Source organism: Cognatishimia sp. F0-27 (assembly GCF_020667845.1).
Taxonomy (GTDB): Bacteria; Pseudomonadota; Alphaproteobacteria; order Rhodobacterales; family Rhodobacteraceae; genus JAFMPQ01.
This window is the reverse complement of sequence record NZ_JAFMPQ010000050.1, coordinates 15,015-31,763: the sequence shown is the minus strand read 5'-3', so window position 1 is coordinate 31,763 and position 16,749 is coordinate 15,015. Positions and strand designations below refer to the sequence as shown.

General features: G+C 67.0%; 10 protein-coding genes. 2 read left to right on the top strand and 8 right to left on the bottom strand.

Features of this window, described 5'->3' with window-relative positions:
* Positions 1-208: 208 nt before the first annotated feature.
* A complete protein-coding gene (locus tag J1C49_RS19700; protein WP_227447551.1) occupies positions 209-2,569 on the top strand; it encodes a hypothetical protein in 2,361 nt (786 codons plus the stop codon).
* Between the two features lie 165 nt (positions 2,570-2,734).
* Here the strand turns inward: J1C49_RS19700 and J1C49_RS19695 are convergent, their stop codons facing one another.
* Genes J1C49_RS19695 through J1C49_RS19680 form a run of 4 tightly spaced genes read right to left on the bottom strand, consistent with a single transcriptional unit; the run spans position 2,735 to position 9,049 of the window.
* On the bottom strand, positions 2,735-3,961 hold the full coding sequence (locus tag J1C49_RS19695; protein WP_227447550.1) for a glycosyltransferase family 4 protein: 1,227 nt from the start codon (positions 3,959-3,961) through the stop codon (positions 2,735-2,737).
* 21 nt (positions 3,962-3,982) lie between these two features.
* A complete protein-coding gene (locus J1C49_RS19690; protein ID WP_227447549.1) occupies positions 3,983-5,614 on the bottom strand; it encodes a heparinase II/III family protein in 1,632 nt (543 codons plus the stop codon).
* A 46-nt stretch (positions 5,615-5,660) separates the two neighbouring features.
* Positions 5,661-7,820, bottom strand: coding sequence for a bi-domain-containing oxidoreductase (locus J1C49_RS19685; RefSeq protein WP_227447548.1), 2,160 nt, complete (start codon positions 7,818-7,820; stop codon positions 5,661-5,663).
* The gene (locus J1C49_RS19680) at positions 7,817-9,049 is read right to left on the bottom strand and encodes a Gfo/Idh/MocA family protein (RefSeq protein ID WP_227447547.1); all 1,233 of its coding nucleotides are present in this window, start codon (positions 9,047-9,049) and stop codon (positions 7,817-7,819) included. The genes J1C49_RS19685 and J1C49_RS19680 overlap by 4 nt, the downstream gene beginning before the upstream one ends.
* Before the next feature lie 418 nt (positions 9,050-9,467).
* Here J1C49_RS19680 and J1C49_RS19675 point away from each other — a divergent pair, with 418 nt between their 5' ends.
* On the top strand, positions 9,468-10,340 hold the full coding sequence (locus tag J1C49_RS19675; protein WP_227447546.1) for an O-methyltransferase: 873 nt from the start codon (positions 9,468-9,470) through the stop codon (positions 10,338-10,340).
* Between the two features lie 69 nt (positions 10,341-10,409).
* On the opposite strand, the gene J1C49_RS19670 is transcribed toward J1C49_RS19675, so the two are convergent.
* The 4 genes from J1C49_RS19670 to wecC form a co-directional block, all read right to left on the bottom strand.
* Complete coding sequence (locus tag J1C49_RS19670) at positions 10,410-11,570, bottom strand: glycosyltransferase family 4 protein (protein WP_227447545.1); 1,161 nt, start codon at positions 11,568-11,570, stop codon at positions 10,410-10,412.
* On the bottom strand, positions 11,563-13,932 hold the full coding sequence (locus J1C49_RS19665; RefSeq protein WP_227447544.1) for a glycosyltransferase: 2,370 nt from the start codon (positions 13,930-13,932) through the stop codon (positions 11,563-11,565). The genes J1C49_RS19670 and J1C49_RS19665 overlap by 8 nt, the downstream gene beginning before the upstream one ends.
* A gap of 13 nt (positions 13,933-13,945) precedes the next feature.
* Entirely contained in the window at positions 13,946-15,229 is a 1,284-nt protein-coding gene (locus J1C49_RS19660; RefSeq protein ID WP_227447543.1) for an oligosaccharide flippase family protein, read from the bottom strand.
* A gap of 155 nt (positions 15,230-15,384) precedes the next feature.
* Positions 15,385-16,749, bottom strand: a complete 1,365-nt coding sequence (gene wecC, locus J1C49_RS19655; RefSeq protein WP_370639441.1) for a UDP-N-acetyl-D-mannosamine dehydrogenase — start codon at positions 16,747-16,749, stop codon at positions 15,385-15,387.

The following is a 16,749-nucleotide window of genomic DNA, read 5'->3' as shown; positions in this document are numbered from 1 at the left end:
TTCCACGTTTCCACGTTTCCACGTTTCCACGTTTCCACGTTTCCACGTTTCCACGTTTCCACGTTTCCACGTTTCCACGTCGCCGCGCGCCTGTTGCGACAGGACCGACCCAGCGCGCGGCGCGGCAGAACCCTGTTAACGCGTCTCGCGGAGTGTCGGCCCCCACGGCCGGATTCGTCCGGCGGCATTTTGCGTGAAGGGGTCGAGAATGGGACTGATGAACTTTCTGAGCGAAAGCGAGAGCTTTGCGGGGCTCGCGGGCTCCATCGCGGATGCGCGGCTCTATGTCTTCAAGGCGGGCACGGATATCAAGGTGCCGATCTACAAGGAAGTCCATCAGACCGACACCTGGCCCAACCCGATGGAGGCCGATGCGGCTGGCCAGTTCGATATCGGCTACCTCTCCGAAGGCTTCTACAAGCTGCGCCTGATCGGGGCCGGGCGGCGGGTGCTCTGGGAAGAGGACAACGTGCATATCCGCGCCAGCGGAACCCTCGGCATTGTCGAGCGGTTCGACACGGTTGCGGCACTGATCGGCGATGAAATCCTGTCTTATGATTTTGGCTCCAAGACGCGCTACGCGGCGCCCGGCGCGAAGATCCTCGCCGATGATGGCCCGCATCTCTATCTTGTGGCGCCGTTTGATGCGACGGACCACCATCTGGTGACCGACGGGGGCGTGAAGCTTTATGTGCAGCCCGGGGCGTCGGGGCAGTTGGCGGCGGCGGCTTTCGGGTTTGCACCGACCTCCTCGGGCGCAGAGAATTTTGTCAGCCTGAGCCGGGCGGTTGCGGTGGCGCAGGATGCCGGTGCCACGCTGGTGCTTGGCGGCGGCAGCTTTGCGCTCGAGACCGGCGGCGCGCCGGGTGTGCCCGTCGATCCGACCCGCCCGATCCAGATCGTGGGGCAGGGGCGCGGCACGCGGCTCACCGCGACGCGCGGGGTGTTTGTGATCCAGCAGCAGGATGCCGACGCGGTGGCCACCACGACGCTCACCGCCGATATCGACTTTGAGGACACGACCCTGACCGTTGCCGACAGCAGCGGCTTTGCCACCGGGCAGCTGGTCTATATCCGCTCCACCGAGACCATGGAGGAGACCAGCCGCACCTATGCCAAGCAATATGTCTCCGAGGTCAAGAGCGTGGATGGCCCGACCGGGATCACCCTGCGCCACCGGGCGCCGGGCAATTTCGCGGTCGCCGGCGAGACGGTGACGATCCGCGCCTTTGCGACGGCGCCGATCTCGATCAGCTGCATGGAGATGCGCGGCACCGCGAGCCCGGCCTTCCCGGCGGTGGTCGATTGCCTTTATGCGGGCGATGTTTCGGTGCGCGATGCCTTTATCGGCACCGTCGGCGAGCCGGACCTGCGCACGCCGAGCTTTGGGGGCGGCGAGGATCTGGCCAACGGGATCAAGGCCTTCCGCTCCCGCCGGGTGACGGCCAGCGATGTCACGCTGTGCCATCTGGTCTACGGGTTTCTGGCGCAGGAAGGATCCGCCGATTGCCAGTTGCGCGACGCGCTCAGCGCCTTCAACCGCCATGCCAACAATTTTGGTATTGGCTCGCATAACTGCTCGGTGCACCGCTCCGAGGCGCGCGACAATCACGGTGGCTTCGACAGCCACGAGACCGCCTATGACAGCACCTTTGTCGGATGTGTCGATCACAATGGCATCGGGCGCTCCAAGCTGCGCGGCCGGCGTGATGTGGCCTATGACTGCCGCTTCATTGCCGGGCTCGAGGCCTATGCCGATATCGGTCTCACGACGGCGTTCGATTACCAGACCCGGATCGGGCGGCGGATCGAGAAGCTGTTTTACAATTGCGAGATCGACAACCGCGCCGAGCGGATGCTGGCCAATGCGACGCGGCTCGGTTTCTATGGTGGCAGCCTTGCCAACACCACCATCGAGACGGTCGGTGGGCGGGCGCTCGATTTTCTCGACCTGATCGATCTGTCGGTGGATGCCAGCCGGATCAATGAGATCACGTCCGGGATCACCTTCCTTCTGCCGGCCCGGATCAAGACCACGATCCGCAACGTGACCGCGCTGGGGCCGAGCGCGGGGGTTGTGGCAACCAACAACAAGTCGTCCGACAAGCTGTTCTTGTATCACACCGATCCTGACGCGTCGGTGCATGTCAGCGACAGCTTCCTTGATGGCTGGCGCGCAGCGATATGGCTCAGCAATACCGGCGATCACCGCCGCACGCGGATCGTGAACAACGACATCTTCAACTGCGGCTACGGGCTGCGCTTTGTCACCAGTGCCAATGGCGTCGATGCGGTCGGTGCGCTGGCGGGGAACACATATGCGGGCAATTTCGACGATATCCAGAACCGCCAGCGCCGCACCCGTGCGCTTGACGCGCTGAGCCTGCCGGAGCGCATATGGACCGCTGCCGAGATCGCCGATACCGGCTCGGACGTGAACCAACAGGACAAGTATCCCGGCCGGATCGTCTTTGACGCCACCAACGGGCGGATCCTGGTTGCCCTGGGCGACACCCCTGCCGGGGCCTGGGCGGTCGCGGATGGGTCGGCCACGGTGACGCCGAGCTGATCGCGCGTGGTCGTGCCCGGTGCGCCTGGCGGGCCTGGTGTGTCTCTCTCGCGTGCGCCGCGTGCCGGCTTGGCCGGGGTGGCGTGCGCCGCGGGGGGGGGCGCCGTTTCCGGCCTCCGTACGCAGGGCCCGGCTTGGCGGGTGCCCTTGCCTCCGGGGGCCTGCCTATCGCGCCCGCGCCACGGCTTCGAGATGCGCCAGCATCCCTGCTGCCAGCGCCTTGCGGTCATAGGCTGCGGCCGCCACCAGGCCGTTTGCGCGCAGCCGGGCGCGCAAGGCGGGATCGTCGCGCAAGGCAATGAGCTTGCGCGCCAGATCCGCCGCGTCTTCGGGTGTGAAGATCAGCCCGGCGTCGTGACGGGTCAGGATCTGTGCGCTCTCGCCTTCAACCCCGTGCAGGATCGGCAGCCCCATGCCCATGCATTCGAACATCTTCGACGGGATCACGGTGGTGAAGAGCGGGGTGCGGCGCAGATGGATGATGGCCACGTCGAGAATGGACCAGTAGCGCACCACCGCCTCCTTGGAGACCGGATCCAGAAAGCGCACCGTCTCCAGCCCTGCGGCCCGTGCCATCAGCGCGGTGCGCTGCGCGCCGTCCCCGAGGATCAGCAGCCGCATGTCGCGCGTGGCCGGGTCGGCGGCAAGGATGCGCCCGGCCTCGATCACCGTCTCGAGCGCATGGGCCATGCCGAGCGTGCCGATATAGCCCGCCACGAAGCGCCCCCGCAGATCCAGTTCCCGCACCAGCGCGGCATCCTTGGGGCGCGGTGAAAAGCGTGTCGCGTCGACCCCGTTGGTGACCACGACGATCTTGTCGGCCGGGATGCCGCGCGCGACAAGGTTGCGCCGGAACGCCTGCGTGACGGCCACCACGAGGGTCGCGCGGCGATACAGGAACAGCTCCAGCCGTTCGAGCAGATCCAGCAGGCGCGAGGTTTTCATCGCGCTCACCGCGCGGATCGAATCCGGCCAGATGTCGCGCAGCTCGAACACGAAAGGCCGCCGCTTGAGCGCCGCCACGCCCCAGGCGGCCACCGCGGTGAAGAACTGCGGCGAGGTGCCCACCACCACATCCGGGCGGCGCACGAACAGCGCCGCGAAAAACCCCATGACCATGAAGCTCAGGAAATCGAGGATGCGGCGCGCAAAGCCCGCATTGCCGGTCATGTAGCTCCAGACGCGGATGACGCGGATGCCGTCCATCTGCTCGCTTTGCCACAGCCGGTTGCGATAGCCGCCGAACACCCGGCCCGTGGGGAAGTTCGGCGCGCAGGTGATCACCGTGACGCGGTGCCCGAGGGCCACCCATTCGCGCGCATGTTCGAAAGTGCGCGAGGCGGGCGCGTTGGTTTCGGGCGGGAAATTGTCGGTCAGAAAGAGGATATGCATGGGGTCTGTTGATCCTTGCCCCTATGCCCAGTCGAGCCGCAGCACGGCACGGCCCGCGATCAGGGGCAGGACCAGGCAGGGCGCGGGCCGGCTTTCGCCGAAGCGGGGATGCCACGGGGCGGAGGTGCGCGTCAGCGGGCCCCCGGCCTCGGCGCGCGCGGTGAGCCGGGTTCCGTCCGGCAGGGTCAGGGTCGCGGAGCCGGTTGCGGTGATTTCGGCGGCAATTCCGGGATGCAGCGGGTAGCGCGCCACGCCGCACTGGGCGGGATCGATCCGGTCGGTGACGGTGAGCCCATCGGGGTCAAGCTGCCAGAGCCTGTGGTGATCGGTGCCCGGGGTGAGCCTTTGGTAGCCGTCATGGCGCGCCGCAAGCCGGGTGCCGTCGCGCGCGACATCGTGGACGCGGGCGCGCCGGGCGACGCGGAAGCCCGCCCAGACTTCGGAGCTGTCCTGCCCGGCGACGGTCACGGTGGCATGGGCCGCTGTGCCGCGCTGCTGCTGCCGCGCCGGGCCGGTGCCGTATTCGGAGGTGCCGCCATTTACGATCACCCGCTGGCCCGCCAATGACAGCTCGAAGCTGAGCGTGTCCGCATGGGCATGCCCGGGCAGATAATCCGGCCCCACCGCCGCGGTATCGGCCAGAAGCACTGCCCGGCCGCTGACCAGCCGGTGATAGCCGCTCTGTGGCAGCGAAAGACTGCCGGGTTCGCGGGCCGGGCGCGCGCCCCCCAGCCGCCCGGCATAGGACAGCAGCGCATCCGTTTCGGGGGCGATGCCAAGGGCCGCGTCGTTGAAGAACCCGATGCCGCCATCGGGATGGGACATCGCCACCAGCCACCGGGCCATGGCCGCGAGCCGGGTTTCGACGGTCGCGCGCAACGCGTCCTCTTCGGGGGTGCCGCGCGCGCGCATCAGGTTGGCAAGGTCGAGCATGTCTTCGAAGGCCAGCGCGTGATACATCGGGCTCAGCTCGAAATGACCGCCATCGGGCAGGATCTGTTCGTCGATCTCGGTCTCGAGGATGCGCCGGGCCACGGCGCGCCATCCCCGCGCCTCCGGGCCGTCGAAATAGAGCCCGGCAAACATCAGCGCCTTGGCATTGGCAAACAGATGATTGCCCAGCAGATGCCATTCGAGCCGTTGCGTGAGCCAGCGTGCCTGCACCGCGAGGCTGTGATGCGCCGCATCGGGCAGCGCCATGCCGCCAAGCGCGGCCTTGATCCAGTTCACGATCCGCAACGATGTGGGATAGGGCTCCCAGCCCGAGCCTGCCCCGGATACCGGACCGGGCGGGTTTTCGGCGATCCAGCGCGCGATCAGCCCCGCGTGCCAGTCGCGACGGGCCGCGGCCCCTTCGGCGTTCAGATCGTCGCAGTAATGCAGGTTGTAGCGCCAGAGCTTGTCGCGGGCGGGATTGTCCCAGCCATCGGCATCCAGCGACCCGGCCTGTCCGAGAAAGACAAACGCCTCCGGTCCGGTCATGCTGGCGGTGCGCGCGGCGGGCGTGACCCACGCTCCGGTCGGGACGGCGAGACCCGGGGCAGGGGCCAGATCGGGTTTCGGACGGGCCAGCCGGAAGCGCAGCCGGCCCCGGAGCTGGACCGGGCGCAGGTGTTTCAGCGTGTGGTAGTAAAGGGCAACACGGCTTGGCATGACGGGTCCTGAACAGGCGTGAAAGGCGGGGCGGAAGACCCTCGGGTCAGCGCAGCGTGGCGTCGATCTCGATGGCGGCGCGGCTGACCTCGATCACCTCGTCAAGCGGGATCACCGGGGCGGCGCCCGCGCGCACGGCCTTGAGGAAGGCCGCCGCACAGGCCGCGTTGCCCTTGTCCTGCGACAGGCTGCGCATGGTGCGGAACCCCGGCCAGCCATGCCCGCGCAGCGCCCGGAAATTGTCGAGTTGCAACACGCGGCCCCCGGCAAAGACCTCGAGCCGCTCCTTGGGCAGCGCCTTGTGCCCGTTGGCGAGATAATGAACCGTCCCGACCGAGCCATCGGCGAAGCCGAGCAGGATCGACGCCTTGTCGCCGAGCGCGGGGCTCTCCGCGAGCGCCATGGCGCTGTGACCGGTGATGGCGGCGCCCGCGAGATGGCGCAACAGGTCGATGAAATGACAGCCCTCGCCGATGATCCGCCCGCCGCCCACGGCGCGATCCTGGGTCCAGTGATCGGCGGGGATTGCGCCCGCATTCACCGTCATGACGAAGGTCTTGGGGCTTTTCAGCGTGTCGAGCAGGGCCTTCATCCGCACCACATGCGGCGCGAAGCGGCGGTTGAACCCGACCATCAGGTGCTGACCGGGCCGGGCGCGGGCCTCGGCCTCGATCTCCCCGATCTCCTCCAGCGTCAGGCAGAGCGGTTTTTCACAGAACACGTGTTTGCCCGCGCGCAGGGCCGCAAGCGTCTGGCGGGCATGGGCGTCGTGGCGGGTGGCGATCACGATGGTGTCGGTTTGCGGATCGGCAATGGCGGCGTCGCTGTCGGTGCTGGCGGTGGCAAAGCCGAACTTTGTGCCGAAATGCGCCGCACTCACGCCGCCGCTGCTGACAACCGTGTCGAGCGTCGCCCCGGCCGCCTTGAAGGCGGGGATCAGCACGCGGCCCGCGTAATTGCCCGCGCCAAGGAATGTCACGCGCCCGGCGCGGCCCGGCGTGGTCTCGGACCGGGGGGTGGATGGGGCTTTGGATGGGGCACCGGTCTGTGTGTCACCAAGCGCGACCTGCCGCGCGCGCAGGTCGCCGGGGTCGGCGGGCGCGGGATAGTCCAGCAGGATGCCCATGGACGGCTCCTCGGCGGTGAGCAGCGCCATCGCCTGCGCGCCTTGTGCGATCTCGAAACGGTGGGTGATCAGCGGCGCGAGATCGAGCGCGCCGGACGCCATCATGTCGAGGATCGCCTCGAAATTGCGCTGTTCGGTCCAGCGCACGAAGGCGCGGGGATAGTCCTGCCCCTGTTCCTCGTAGGCCGGATCGTAGCGCCCCGGCCCGTAGGAGCACGAGACCTGAAAGGTGAGCTCCTTTTCGTAGAAATCCGCGCGGCTCAGCTCCAGCCCGACAACCCCCACCAGCACGATGCGCCCGCGCTTGCGGCACATGGTGGCGGCCTCGTGCATGGGCGCGTTGCTCCTGGTCGAGGCGGTGATGATGACCGCATCCACGCCCGCCCCGCGCGAGAAGCGGTCCGCCGCGGCCAGCACGTCCCCGCCGGCGCCGGGATTGACCGTCTCGGCGCCGAACTGCGCCGCCAGGGCCAGCCGCGCGGGGTCGTAATCGATGCCCATGACGCGGCAGCCCTGCGCGCGCAGCATCTGCACCGTCAACAGCCCGATCAGCCCCAGCCCCGTGACCACCACGCATTCGCCCAGGCTCGGCGCCGCGAGCCGGATCCCCTGCAACCCGATGGCGCCCAGCACGGTGAAGGCGGCGGCATCGTCGGAGACGCCCTCGGGGATCTTTGCGCAAAGATGTTTCGGCACCGCCACGAGCTCGGCATGTTTGCCGTTGGAGACCACGCGGTCGCCGGGTGCGAACCCGTCGACATCCGCGCCTGTCTCCAGCACCCGGCCCACGTTGCAATACCCAAGGGCCAGCGGCTGATCGAGCTTGGAGCGCACCGCGTCATAGGTCGCGGCAACCCCATCCGTGCGGGCCTTTTCCAGCACCATCTTCACCTTGTCGGGCTGGCTGCGGGCCTTCTGGATCAGGCTGCCCTTGCCGAATTCCACAAGCATCCGCTCGGTCCCGGCGGAGACAAGCGTGGTGGTGGTCTGGATCAGCAGCTGCCCGCGCCCGGCGCGCGGGGCGGGAACATCCGCAAGGGATGTGGACCCGTCCTTGAGAGACTGGAGAAGCTGTTTCACGGGATCATCCTGGTTTGGTCTGAAGGCGCGCGGCCGCTGTCGGGCGCGCGGAGAAGGCGGGCGCGTTCGCGCGAGAGGGAAAGGGTCCGTTCGGTCTCGCCCCTGCGCACCATGTCGGCCACGGCAAGCATGAGGAGGCTGGAGGACAGAACCTCGTTCCAGTCCCGCGCGGGGCCCTCGGCAAAGGGTTGCAGGATCGCACGCGCATGGCCGGGATCCTTGGGCCAGTAGCGGTGGCGGCGGCGCGTCGTGCCCTGCCAGAGCGTCATGCGGCAAAAATCGTCGATCTTGGCGATGACATCGCCCTGCTGGACGTTGATGGTCTCGTTGATGCCCTCGAAGGGCTCGCTGCGCGCGGTCAGCATCAGGGAGAAGACATCGCCGCGGTCGGTGGCGATCGACAGCGCGAAATCGTCATCCGGATTGGCGGGATCGGCCGACAGCAGCGTGAGGCGATGGGTGTCGGCGCCGCCGTCGCGCCGGGCGCAGAGATGCACGAAGAGATCGATCCAGTGCCCGGCATTGCCACAGATGCGGGTGCCTTCCCCGGGGTGGCGATACCAGTGGTCGGGGCCGATCACATGGCCCGAGACAAAGCAGGACACCGACAGCGGTTGGTCCTTGCCGGGTGTGATCGCGGCCTTGATATCGGCGATCGCGCCGGAAAAGGGCCGGTTGTAGCCCGCAAAGAGCCGCGTCGTGCCGTCGGCCTCGGCGCGCAGGCGCGCGGCCTCCAGCCGGGCGAGCTGGGTCTCGCTCACGGCGACGGGTTTTTCGAGATAGACCGCCCGCCCGCTGTCCAGCGCGGCGCAGGCGTAATCGGCGTGGCTGGCGTGATTGGAAGCGACATAGACCGTGCGCACGGCGTCATCGGCCAGCCATGCATCGGGGGCGTCCGCCCTGTGGCGCACCCGGAACCCGCGCCGGAACCCGTCGGCCGCGGCCCTGTCCGGGTCGTAACACCACCGAAAGCGCGCGCCATGCGCCCGCGCGATGACATACCCGATGGTGGCAAAGGCATACTGCCCGCACCCCACCATGGCGATATCGGCGCGGTCCCGCGCGCGCCACGTCACCGGCAGGCTGCCGCGTTTGCGCGCGGCCACCTTGAACCACGTGCGCCCAAGCCCGTAGAGCCGCAGGAACCGCCAGATCTTGCGCAGCCCGTCGGCACGGGAAAACCGCATCGACGGTGCGGGATCGGTGTGGTGGGGCGCGGTCTGGACCATCCGGGGTTTCCGTTCGCATTTCTGCTCGTCGCAGATATCCAGTTTGGTGCAAAAACCCAAATGCTTATATTGTCTGACCGTCCTGGCATCCCATCGCAAGGTCGCTCCGGCCTGCCTGCCTGCCCTGATCCGGTCTGACCAGACAGCCATGCCGCCGCCTGCACGTGCGGGGGAGGGGGATGTATCCGCCAATGCGGGTCTTGAAACCGCCCACGGGCCCGGAGCCTGTGGCTCTGGGCGAAAAAATTTGCAATACAGCACAAGCGTCACGGGCTTGCGGTGCGATGCGCCAGAGCCCGGGATATGGCGTGACACGGGGCAGGCCGCGGATCTCGAACCGCAAAGGCCTGTCTCAAGATCAAGATATGGAACGGTTGCGACACACACGCGATCCAAGCACAGTCGGGAAAGGTCATCCATGCGTATCAGAGCGGCGCTCAAGAAGGTCGTTCGGCCGGTGGCCGACCATGTCACACATGCGGCGACCCGGCGCGCCCTGCCTGCGCTCGAACGCCTCCCTCACCCTTTTGCAAAGCCGATTGCACAAGCGGTCCGGGAGACGATTGACGGCGATATCAGCCGCGACGAGGCCGCGCTGATCGACAGGATAGAGCAAAGGCGCGCCGCGCTCGGTGCTGATGAGAGCCTCATCGAATTCATGGATTTCGGCGCCGGCAAGGCGGACAACACCCGAAGCCTCGAAGAGGCGGCGCATGGCCATGCAACGCGGGTGACCGTGCAACAGGTGGCGCAGGCCAGCAAGTCACCGCGCTACTGCCTGCTGCTCTACAAGCTGATCCGCCATCTCGAACCCGATACCGTTCTTGAAATGGGAACCTGCGTGGGGATCTCCGCATCGTATCAGGCGGCGGCGCTGAAGAAGAACGGCCGGGGTCGGCTGAAAACGCTCGAGGGGGCGCAGGAGGTCGCAAGGATCGCCCGCAAGACGCTCGAAATCAATCAGCTTGACAATGCGGACGTGGTAACGGGCCCGTTCCACGAGACGCTTCTTGCCGAAATGCAGGGCATCGGGCGGATCGATTTCCTGTTCAACGACGGCCATCACGACGGTGCGGCGGTGCTGCAGTATTTCGAGCAATCGGTGCCTTATCTGGCCTCTCCGGCCATTGTCTTTGTCGATGACATCAACTGGTCCGACAGCATGAACAAGAGCTGGCAGGCGCTGAAGACGGATGCGCGCACCGCGTTCTCGGTGGATTTCGGGGCAAACGGTCTTGTCGTGTGGGATCCGGATGCCGGGTCCTCGACGGATATCGTGCTGAAGATCTGACAGCCCGGCGCGCGCCGCGGGTCCCCGCACCGCAACGCCGGTGATCTCCCAAGCGGCGTCCGCGCCCTTTCAGCGACGCGCGCCGGGGGCTCCCCGGGCAAGCGCGGCCCGGAACATGGCGCGGGTGGCCGTCAGCGTTTCGGAGGGGTTGGCGATCTCGCGGGCCATGTCGAGCGCCGCCTGTCTCATGGCCGCGCGCCCGGATGCATCCAGCCCGGCAATGCGGTCGATCTCGCGCGCGAAGGCGCCGGGATCGTCCAGCGACAGGTCCGCACCGACCCCCTTTGCGGCGAGACCGCGCCAGGGAGTCCGGTCCGAGATCACAAGCGGCAACCCGGCAGACAGCGCATCCACGATGGCATGGCCGTAATTCTCTCCCAACGTGGGAAACAGGAACACGTCATGCCCGGCAAGCGTGTCCCGCACCGTATCCGGGGGCAGGGTGCCGCCATGGATCACCTCGATATGGGCCGGCAGCCGTGCAATGCGCGCCTTGCACGCCGCCCAGTACGCGGCGTCTTCCTCCGGGCCGTAGATGGTGAACCGCATCGGCGCCGAGACCTGCGCCAGAATGTCCAGCGCGCCCATGAGGTTCTTTTTCGGTGAAATGCGCGACAGGAACACGCCGCGCAGCACCTCGGAGGCGGGCGCGGCTGGCGGGGCGGTCATGCCCACGGAGGGCAGGTTGGCCGCCACGGCGATGGATGCGGACGCGCCGATGCGGGCGATGATGTCGGCTTTCTCCGGCTCCGCGGTGGCGTGCCATGTGACGCCCCGCCACAACCCGGTCAGCGCCGCCGCCGTCAGGAAGACGGATTTCTTGCGGGCCTTGAGGGCAAGCGCCCCGGGAGAAAACTCCCCGCGCGGGGCGATCAGGACAGGGCTGGCGCGCCGCCGGTTGGCCAGCAGCGGGCGCAGCGAAAAGGCGGGATCGAAGGCGCTTTGCAGATAGAGCAGATCATGCGCGGTGTCGTCCATGATCCGGCGCAGCGCCCCGATGCCGGGAGGGCGCGACAGGTAGAGCACCTGCGCCTTGCCGACCGCCTGCCACCGGTCCGTCCGTATCGCGGAATAGGGCGCGGGGTCGCCCATGTCGTGATCCAGTGTCACGATGCGAAAATCCACCGCGTCCCCGAGATGATCGACAAGGTTGGCCACGCTCCGCAACGGCCCGCCAAACCGGAACCCCGGCAGGTAGTGGCGCAAAAGGATCAGAACGGTTTCAGCCATTCGGGTGGTGACCTGACTGTCTCTTGCGGCGGGCCTGCTCGCGCAGAATGGTGAAGAACACGATGATCGCGAAAAGCAAAAAGCCGTTGATGAGGATGGGTAGTACGGAAGAGACCCCACCCCGGTTGAGGTTGAAGAAGACGAGGATCGACAGAAAATAGACCAGCGCGTTCATGCGTGGAATATTCTGCAGGATCGCGGCGAAAAACCCCATCAGCATGCCGATCGTCAACGGATGAAGCGCGAACAGCGCCTTGCCGTAAAGAAAAATCGATTCGCTGATCAAGCCGGGCAAGACGATGTAGAAACCCGGAGAGCCCCGGGGCACGCCCAGAACGATTTCGGAGATTTCGAAATTCAGCCGGATGATCGGCAAACCGCCCTTGAGAAAACCCGGGATCGGCAATGTCGCGATCCAGATGACATAGGACACCAGATCGGCCTGCTCACCAGATGCAATCAACGGCCGGCCAATCTCGATGGGCAGCATGACTTCCCCTTCCAGGAGCGTGAAGAAGCCCTGTAGAATCCCGTCGCTCGAAACCGCATTACCCAGACGCACGTAGGTGTACGCGTTGGCGAGACTTGCGAGGATCGGTGTCAGCGCCAGGGCGCTGATGATCAGGCCGAGCCGCCATCTGGGTTTGAAAACCCAGCTCATTATGAAGAAGAAGATCAGCGCAAACAGGATTTCATACCGCCCGATATAGGCGTCGCGCACATATTCCATGTAAAGCGGGGCTAACAAGAGAAAGAACAGAATCCGGCTGCGGTCCCGATAGCGATAAAGCGCAAGATAATAGAGGGGCGTGACCAGCGTGGTGAGAATGCTGATCAGGGCGCCAATAGCGCCGCGCTGCGTGGTGAACTGAGCATCGAAAAATGAGCGCAAATCCGGGGAGGGTGGTGCAAACAGGAGATGAACCCTGAATGTCGGCACCACCAGGGTGACAAAGATCAGGATCAAATAGAGGATGAGCACTTTCTTGGCCATTCGGCCCTCGGCGAAATCCGCCAGCACGGCTGTGGCATTGGATGCAATTGTCACACCCAGCGGGTAGCTCAGTACCGCGCCGAGCCGGAATCCAAAAACCAGGGTAATGATGAACACGAAATAGCTGATGATCATGTAACCCGGCGCCAGGGTCGTCGAGATGGCAAACCCGTTGAACAGGCTAAACCCGATGATCATCGGCAGGAGAAGCAGGCGTTGGGTGGACCCATTGCAGACCAGCCAGGAGATCGGCAGCGCAATCATCAGGAAGACCGCCACGAAGAACAGGATGAAGGGATCAAAGGTGATCATCCCAGCGCCTCCCGCAGGGCCGCGCTCACGCGCGCCTTCTCGGCCTCGGGGGTGTTGCTGGCCAGGAACGCGTCGATATCGGCGGCGTTGCGCCGCACGGTGCCGCTCAACGCCATCAGCCGCTCCGCCACCGTGCCGGCACTGTCCGCCGGACCGATGAACCGCGCCCAGGGGCGCCCTGCAAGCAGGGTGCGCAAGGGCAGCTGGTCGCTGGCCAGCACCGACAGCCCGGCCTGGGCGTATTCGAACACCTTGTTGGGGGCGCAAAGCTGCGTGTTTCGGGTCGCATAGCCATAGGTCACGATCCCCACATCGCATAAAGCCGTCACCGGCCACGATCAGCCGGATGCGGTCGGGAAGATGCGCCATGGCCTCGATGATCCGCGGCAGACCGCGATCCAGAACGACCGCCCCCTGATAGAGCACCAGCACCTCGTCATCGGCGCGGCGTTCCAGCGCGGGATAGGCTGCGCGTTTCTCGGCAAGCCGGTCTTGCGCGGGCCGCGGCACCGTGGGGATGTTGCGCATATGGGTGGCCGGGCGGCGCAGCGGATAGCTTTCGGTCATGATCGCGGCGCGCTCGGCATTGGCGGCGATCACCAGATCGGCAGCGGGTGCGGCGTGGCGCTCCAGCCGGGCCCAGAACCGGTCGCGCCGCGACGGGTGCTCGCCGGGGCCGGGAATGATCAGCTCATGGGCGTCATAAACCAGCCGCGCCCCGCTCACCCCCGCGGCCAGACGCCCCGGCATGGCGGTAAAGAAATCCTCCGCCAGCACCACGTCCGGGCGCAACCGGCGCGCGGTGACAAGGGCCTGCCGCAGGAAGGCCAGGTGCGGGTGCGGTTGTGACATGCCCGGCGCCACGACGCAGCGCGCATGGCTGTCGCCCGCGACCCGGTCCGCCAGCGGCGCCGTGCTGCAATCGAGAAGATGCACCGTGCCGGACTCCGAGGCGATATCGATCATCCGCCGCACCCGCCCGTCAAAGGTGATGTCGCCGAAAAGCAGCACAAGCCATTTGCGCGAGGCGGTCATGATCCCCGGTTCCTGTTTCATCGCGGCTGTCCCATCAGCGCAGCGCCCGGATGGCGCGGGCCAGAAGCACCGCCGCCAGAAGGTTGCCCGCAAACGCCGCGATCACCGTCGCCATGGCCGCGCCGATCAATCCGTAAAGCGGAATCAGCCAGACTGTCAGCACGACATTGAGCACCAGCCCGAAGGACAGCGCCCAGGTCGAGCGCCCCGGACGGCCCAGCATGCTCAGCCCGAGCCCGGAGAACCCGACACAGGCATAAAGGATCTTGCCAAGCGCAAGCAAGATCAGCGGCGCGGCGGCGGGCGCAAACGCCGCCCCGAAAAGCAGCGTCACGATCGGCGCGGCAAGGGCGGCAACCGTCCCCGCCGCAACCAGCATGATCGCCCCGGCGGTCAGATGCGCCCGCAGCAGCAACCGCCCCAGCGCGTCAGGGTCCTTCTCCGCCTGGAGCCGCACGATGCGCGGGCCAAGCGCCATAGAGAAGGCAAAGAGCACAACGCCCAGCCCATCGACCACCTGCACCGCCGCGCGGTAAAGCCCCACATCCGCGGGCTGCATGAGCATCCCCACCACCACAAGGTCGATCTGGTAGTTCAGGGCCTGGATGCTTGCCAGCAGCAGGAAGGGCAGGCTTGCAAAGAGGATCTGCGGCGCGTTTTGCCGGTCACCGTGATCGGGCAGGCGCGCCAGCGGGCGCTGCAGCAGCGCCATCGCGATCCCGGCCGCCAGCGCCGCGGCGCCCGCATGAAAGGCAAAGGCCGTGCCCGGCGCCATCGTGACCCCCGTCAGCACCGCGAAACCGAGCAGCATCAGGAACATCGCCGGGCGCAGGATCTGCTGGGCGAGCTGGCTTGCGACCACATGGCCCAGGCCGCGCAAGGCGGCGCCCGCGATCTCCGTCTGGGACAGGGCCACCACCAGCACGGCCACCGCGATCCCGTGGCCGGGGTCCAGCAGAAACCCGGTGGCCGCCCAGAGCCCGGCGGCCAGCATCGCCGTGCCCAGCACCGCCGCCGCCGCCACCCGCATCAGCCTGCGCGCGGCAAACCCGGTCCCGGCCGCCGCATGCTGCCCCATATGGCGCACCAGAGAGGCGGGAAACCCGAGCAGCACCGGCACCAGCAGGAGCTGAACCCAGGCCATGACCAGCGCGTAGAAGCCGAAACTCTCGACGCCGAGCAGGCGCGCCAGCACGATATTGACGCTCGTCTGCAGCGCCAGGTAGCCGATCTTGAGCACCGCGCTCCAGCCGATATCGCGGATCAAGCCGCGCCGTGCAGGGCCCTGGCGGTCAGCCGTGCCGGCCCCGCCGCTCATGACCGGCTCTCGCCGGACAGGCCGATCGCGCAGGCGCATGCCCCCGGACCGCGCGCGGGGGGGCTCTGGGGCCTCTGCCGGGCGGGCCGTCGCTGGCCGCCGGTCGTGCGGGCGTCGCGCAGAGGCGCCGGGGAGCCATGGCTTGCCCGCACGGGTCAGCCCTGCGGCGTCGTGGAGGAGAACAGCCCCACCGTGTCGATGCAGTAGCGCACCGGCCGGGGGGCGGCGTGGAACGCGCGGTGCCCCACGAGATAGACATGGATATCGGCGCGGTGATGGGCTTCGGGCAGGCTGACAAGCGCGACGGTCTGCCCGGCCTCGGCCAACCCATCCGGCAGCGTATCGATATTGGGCTCCACCGCCAGAACCGGGCCGGGGTGGCGCGCCGCCAGCCGCTCGACGATGCGCAAGGCCGGGCTTTCGCGCAGATCGTCGATATCGGGTTTGAAGGCCAGCCCGTAGCAGGCCACGGTCACGTCTTCCGGGCCAAGCTTGGGATATTGCGCCAGAAACGCCTTGGTGGCGGCGGCGACCTTGTCGAGCACCCAGTCGGGCTTGCCGTCATTGACTGCGCGCGCCATGCGGATCATGCGTGCCTCTTCGGGGGCGGAGGCCACGATGAACCACGGATCGACCGCGATGCAATGCCCGCCCACGCCCGGCCCGGGGTTGAGGATTGACACCCGCGGGTGGCGGTTGGCCAGCCGGATCACCTCCCAGACATCCATGCCCAGACGATCGCAGATCAGCGAGAGCTCGTTGGCAAAGGCGATGTTCACATCGCGAAAGCTGTTTTCGGTGAGCTTGGCCATCTCGGCCGAGCGCACATCGGTGATCACGCAATCGCCGGTCACGAAGCTGCGGTAGAGCGCCGTGGCCAGCGCCGAGCAGCGCGCGGTCATGCCGCCGATCACCCGGTCGTTCTGGATCAGCTCCTGCATCACCTTGCCGGGCAGCACGCGCTCGGGGCAATGCGCGATGCGGATGTCGCTCTCTTCGCCATGGGTCTGGGGAAAGCTCAGATCGGGCCGCGCCTCGGCCAGCCAGCCGGCCATCTGCTCGGTGGCGCCCACCGGCGAAGTGCTTTCGAGGATCACGAGGTTGCCGGGCTCCAGCACCGGCGCGATGGCGCGGGATGCGGCTTCGATATAGCTCAGGTCGGGCTCGTGATTGTCGCCCGTGAACGGGGTCGGCACCGCGATCAGGAAGGCCTCGGCGGCTTCCGGTTCGGTGGCGGCGCGCAGATAGCCGCCGGTGACCGCCGCATGCACCACCATGTCGAGATCGGGCTCGACGATGTGGATCCCGCCGCGGTTGATGGTGTCGACGGCGGTCTGGTTGATGTCGACGCCCAGCACATGGATCTTGCGCGCTGCAAACATCGCCGCGGTGGGCAGGCCGATATAGCCCATGCCGATCACGGATATCTTTTCGAACACGGGCTTGTCCATCGCGGTGCCTTTCATGGTGTGACGCCGCGCCTGCGCGGGCGGGTCTGTCTCCGGGGTCGTATCGCGCAT

Bases quoted from the DNA above. Each gene is read 5' to 3' on its own strand.
- J1C49_RS19700 (WP_227447551.1), top strand. From the start codon at position 209: ATGGGACTGATGAACTTTCTGAGCGAAAGCGAGAGCTTTGCGGGGCTC.
- J1C49_RS19695 (WP_227447550.1), bottom strand. From the start codon at position 3,961: ATGCATATCCTCTTTCTGACCGACAATTTCCCGCCCGAAACCAACGCG.
- J1C49_RS19690 (WP_227447549.1), bottom strand. From the start codon at position 5,614: ATGCCAAGCCGTGTTGCCCTTTACTACCACACGCTGAAACACCTGCGC.
- J1C49_RS19680 (WP_227447547.1), bottom strand. From the start codon at position 9,049: ATGGTCCAGACCGCGCCCCACCACACCGATCCCGCACCGTCGATGCGG.
- J1C49_RS19675 (WP_227447546.1), top strand. From the start codon at position 9,468: ATGCGTATCAGAGCGGCGCTCAAGAAGGTCGTTCGGCCGGTGGCCGAC.
- J1C49_RS19670 (WP_227447545.1), bottom strand. From the start codon at position 11,570: ATGGCTGAAACCGTTCTGATCCTTTTGCGCCACTACCTGCCGGGGTTC.
- J1C49_RS19665 (WP_227447544.1), bottom strand. From the start codon at position 13,932: ATGAAACAGGAACCGGGGATCATGACCGCCTCGCGCAAATGGCTTGTG.
- J1C49_RS19660 (WP_227447543.1), bottom strand. From the start codon at position 15,229: ATGAGCGGCGGGGCCGGCACGGCTGACCGCCAGGGCCCTGCACGGCGC.
- wecC (WP_370639441.1), bottom strand. From the start codon at position 16,749: ATGCGCGATACGACCCCGGAGACAGACCCGCCCGCGCAGGCGCGGCGT.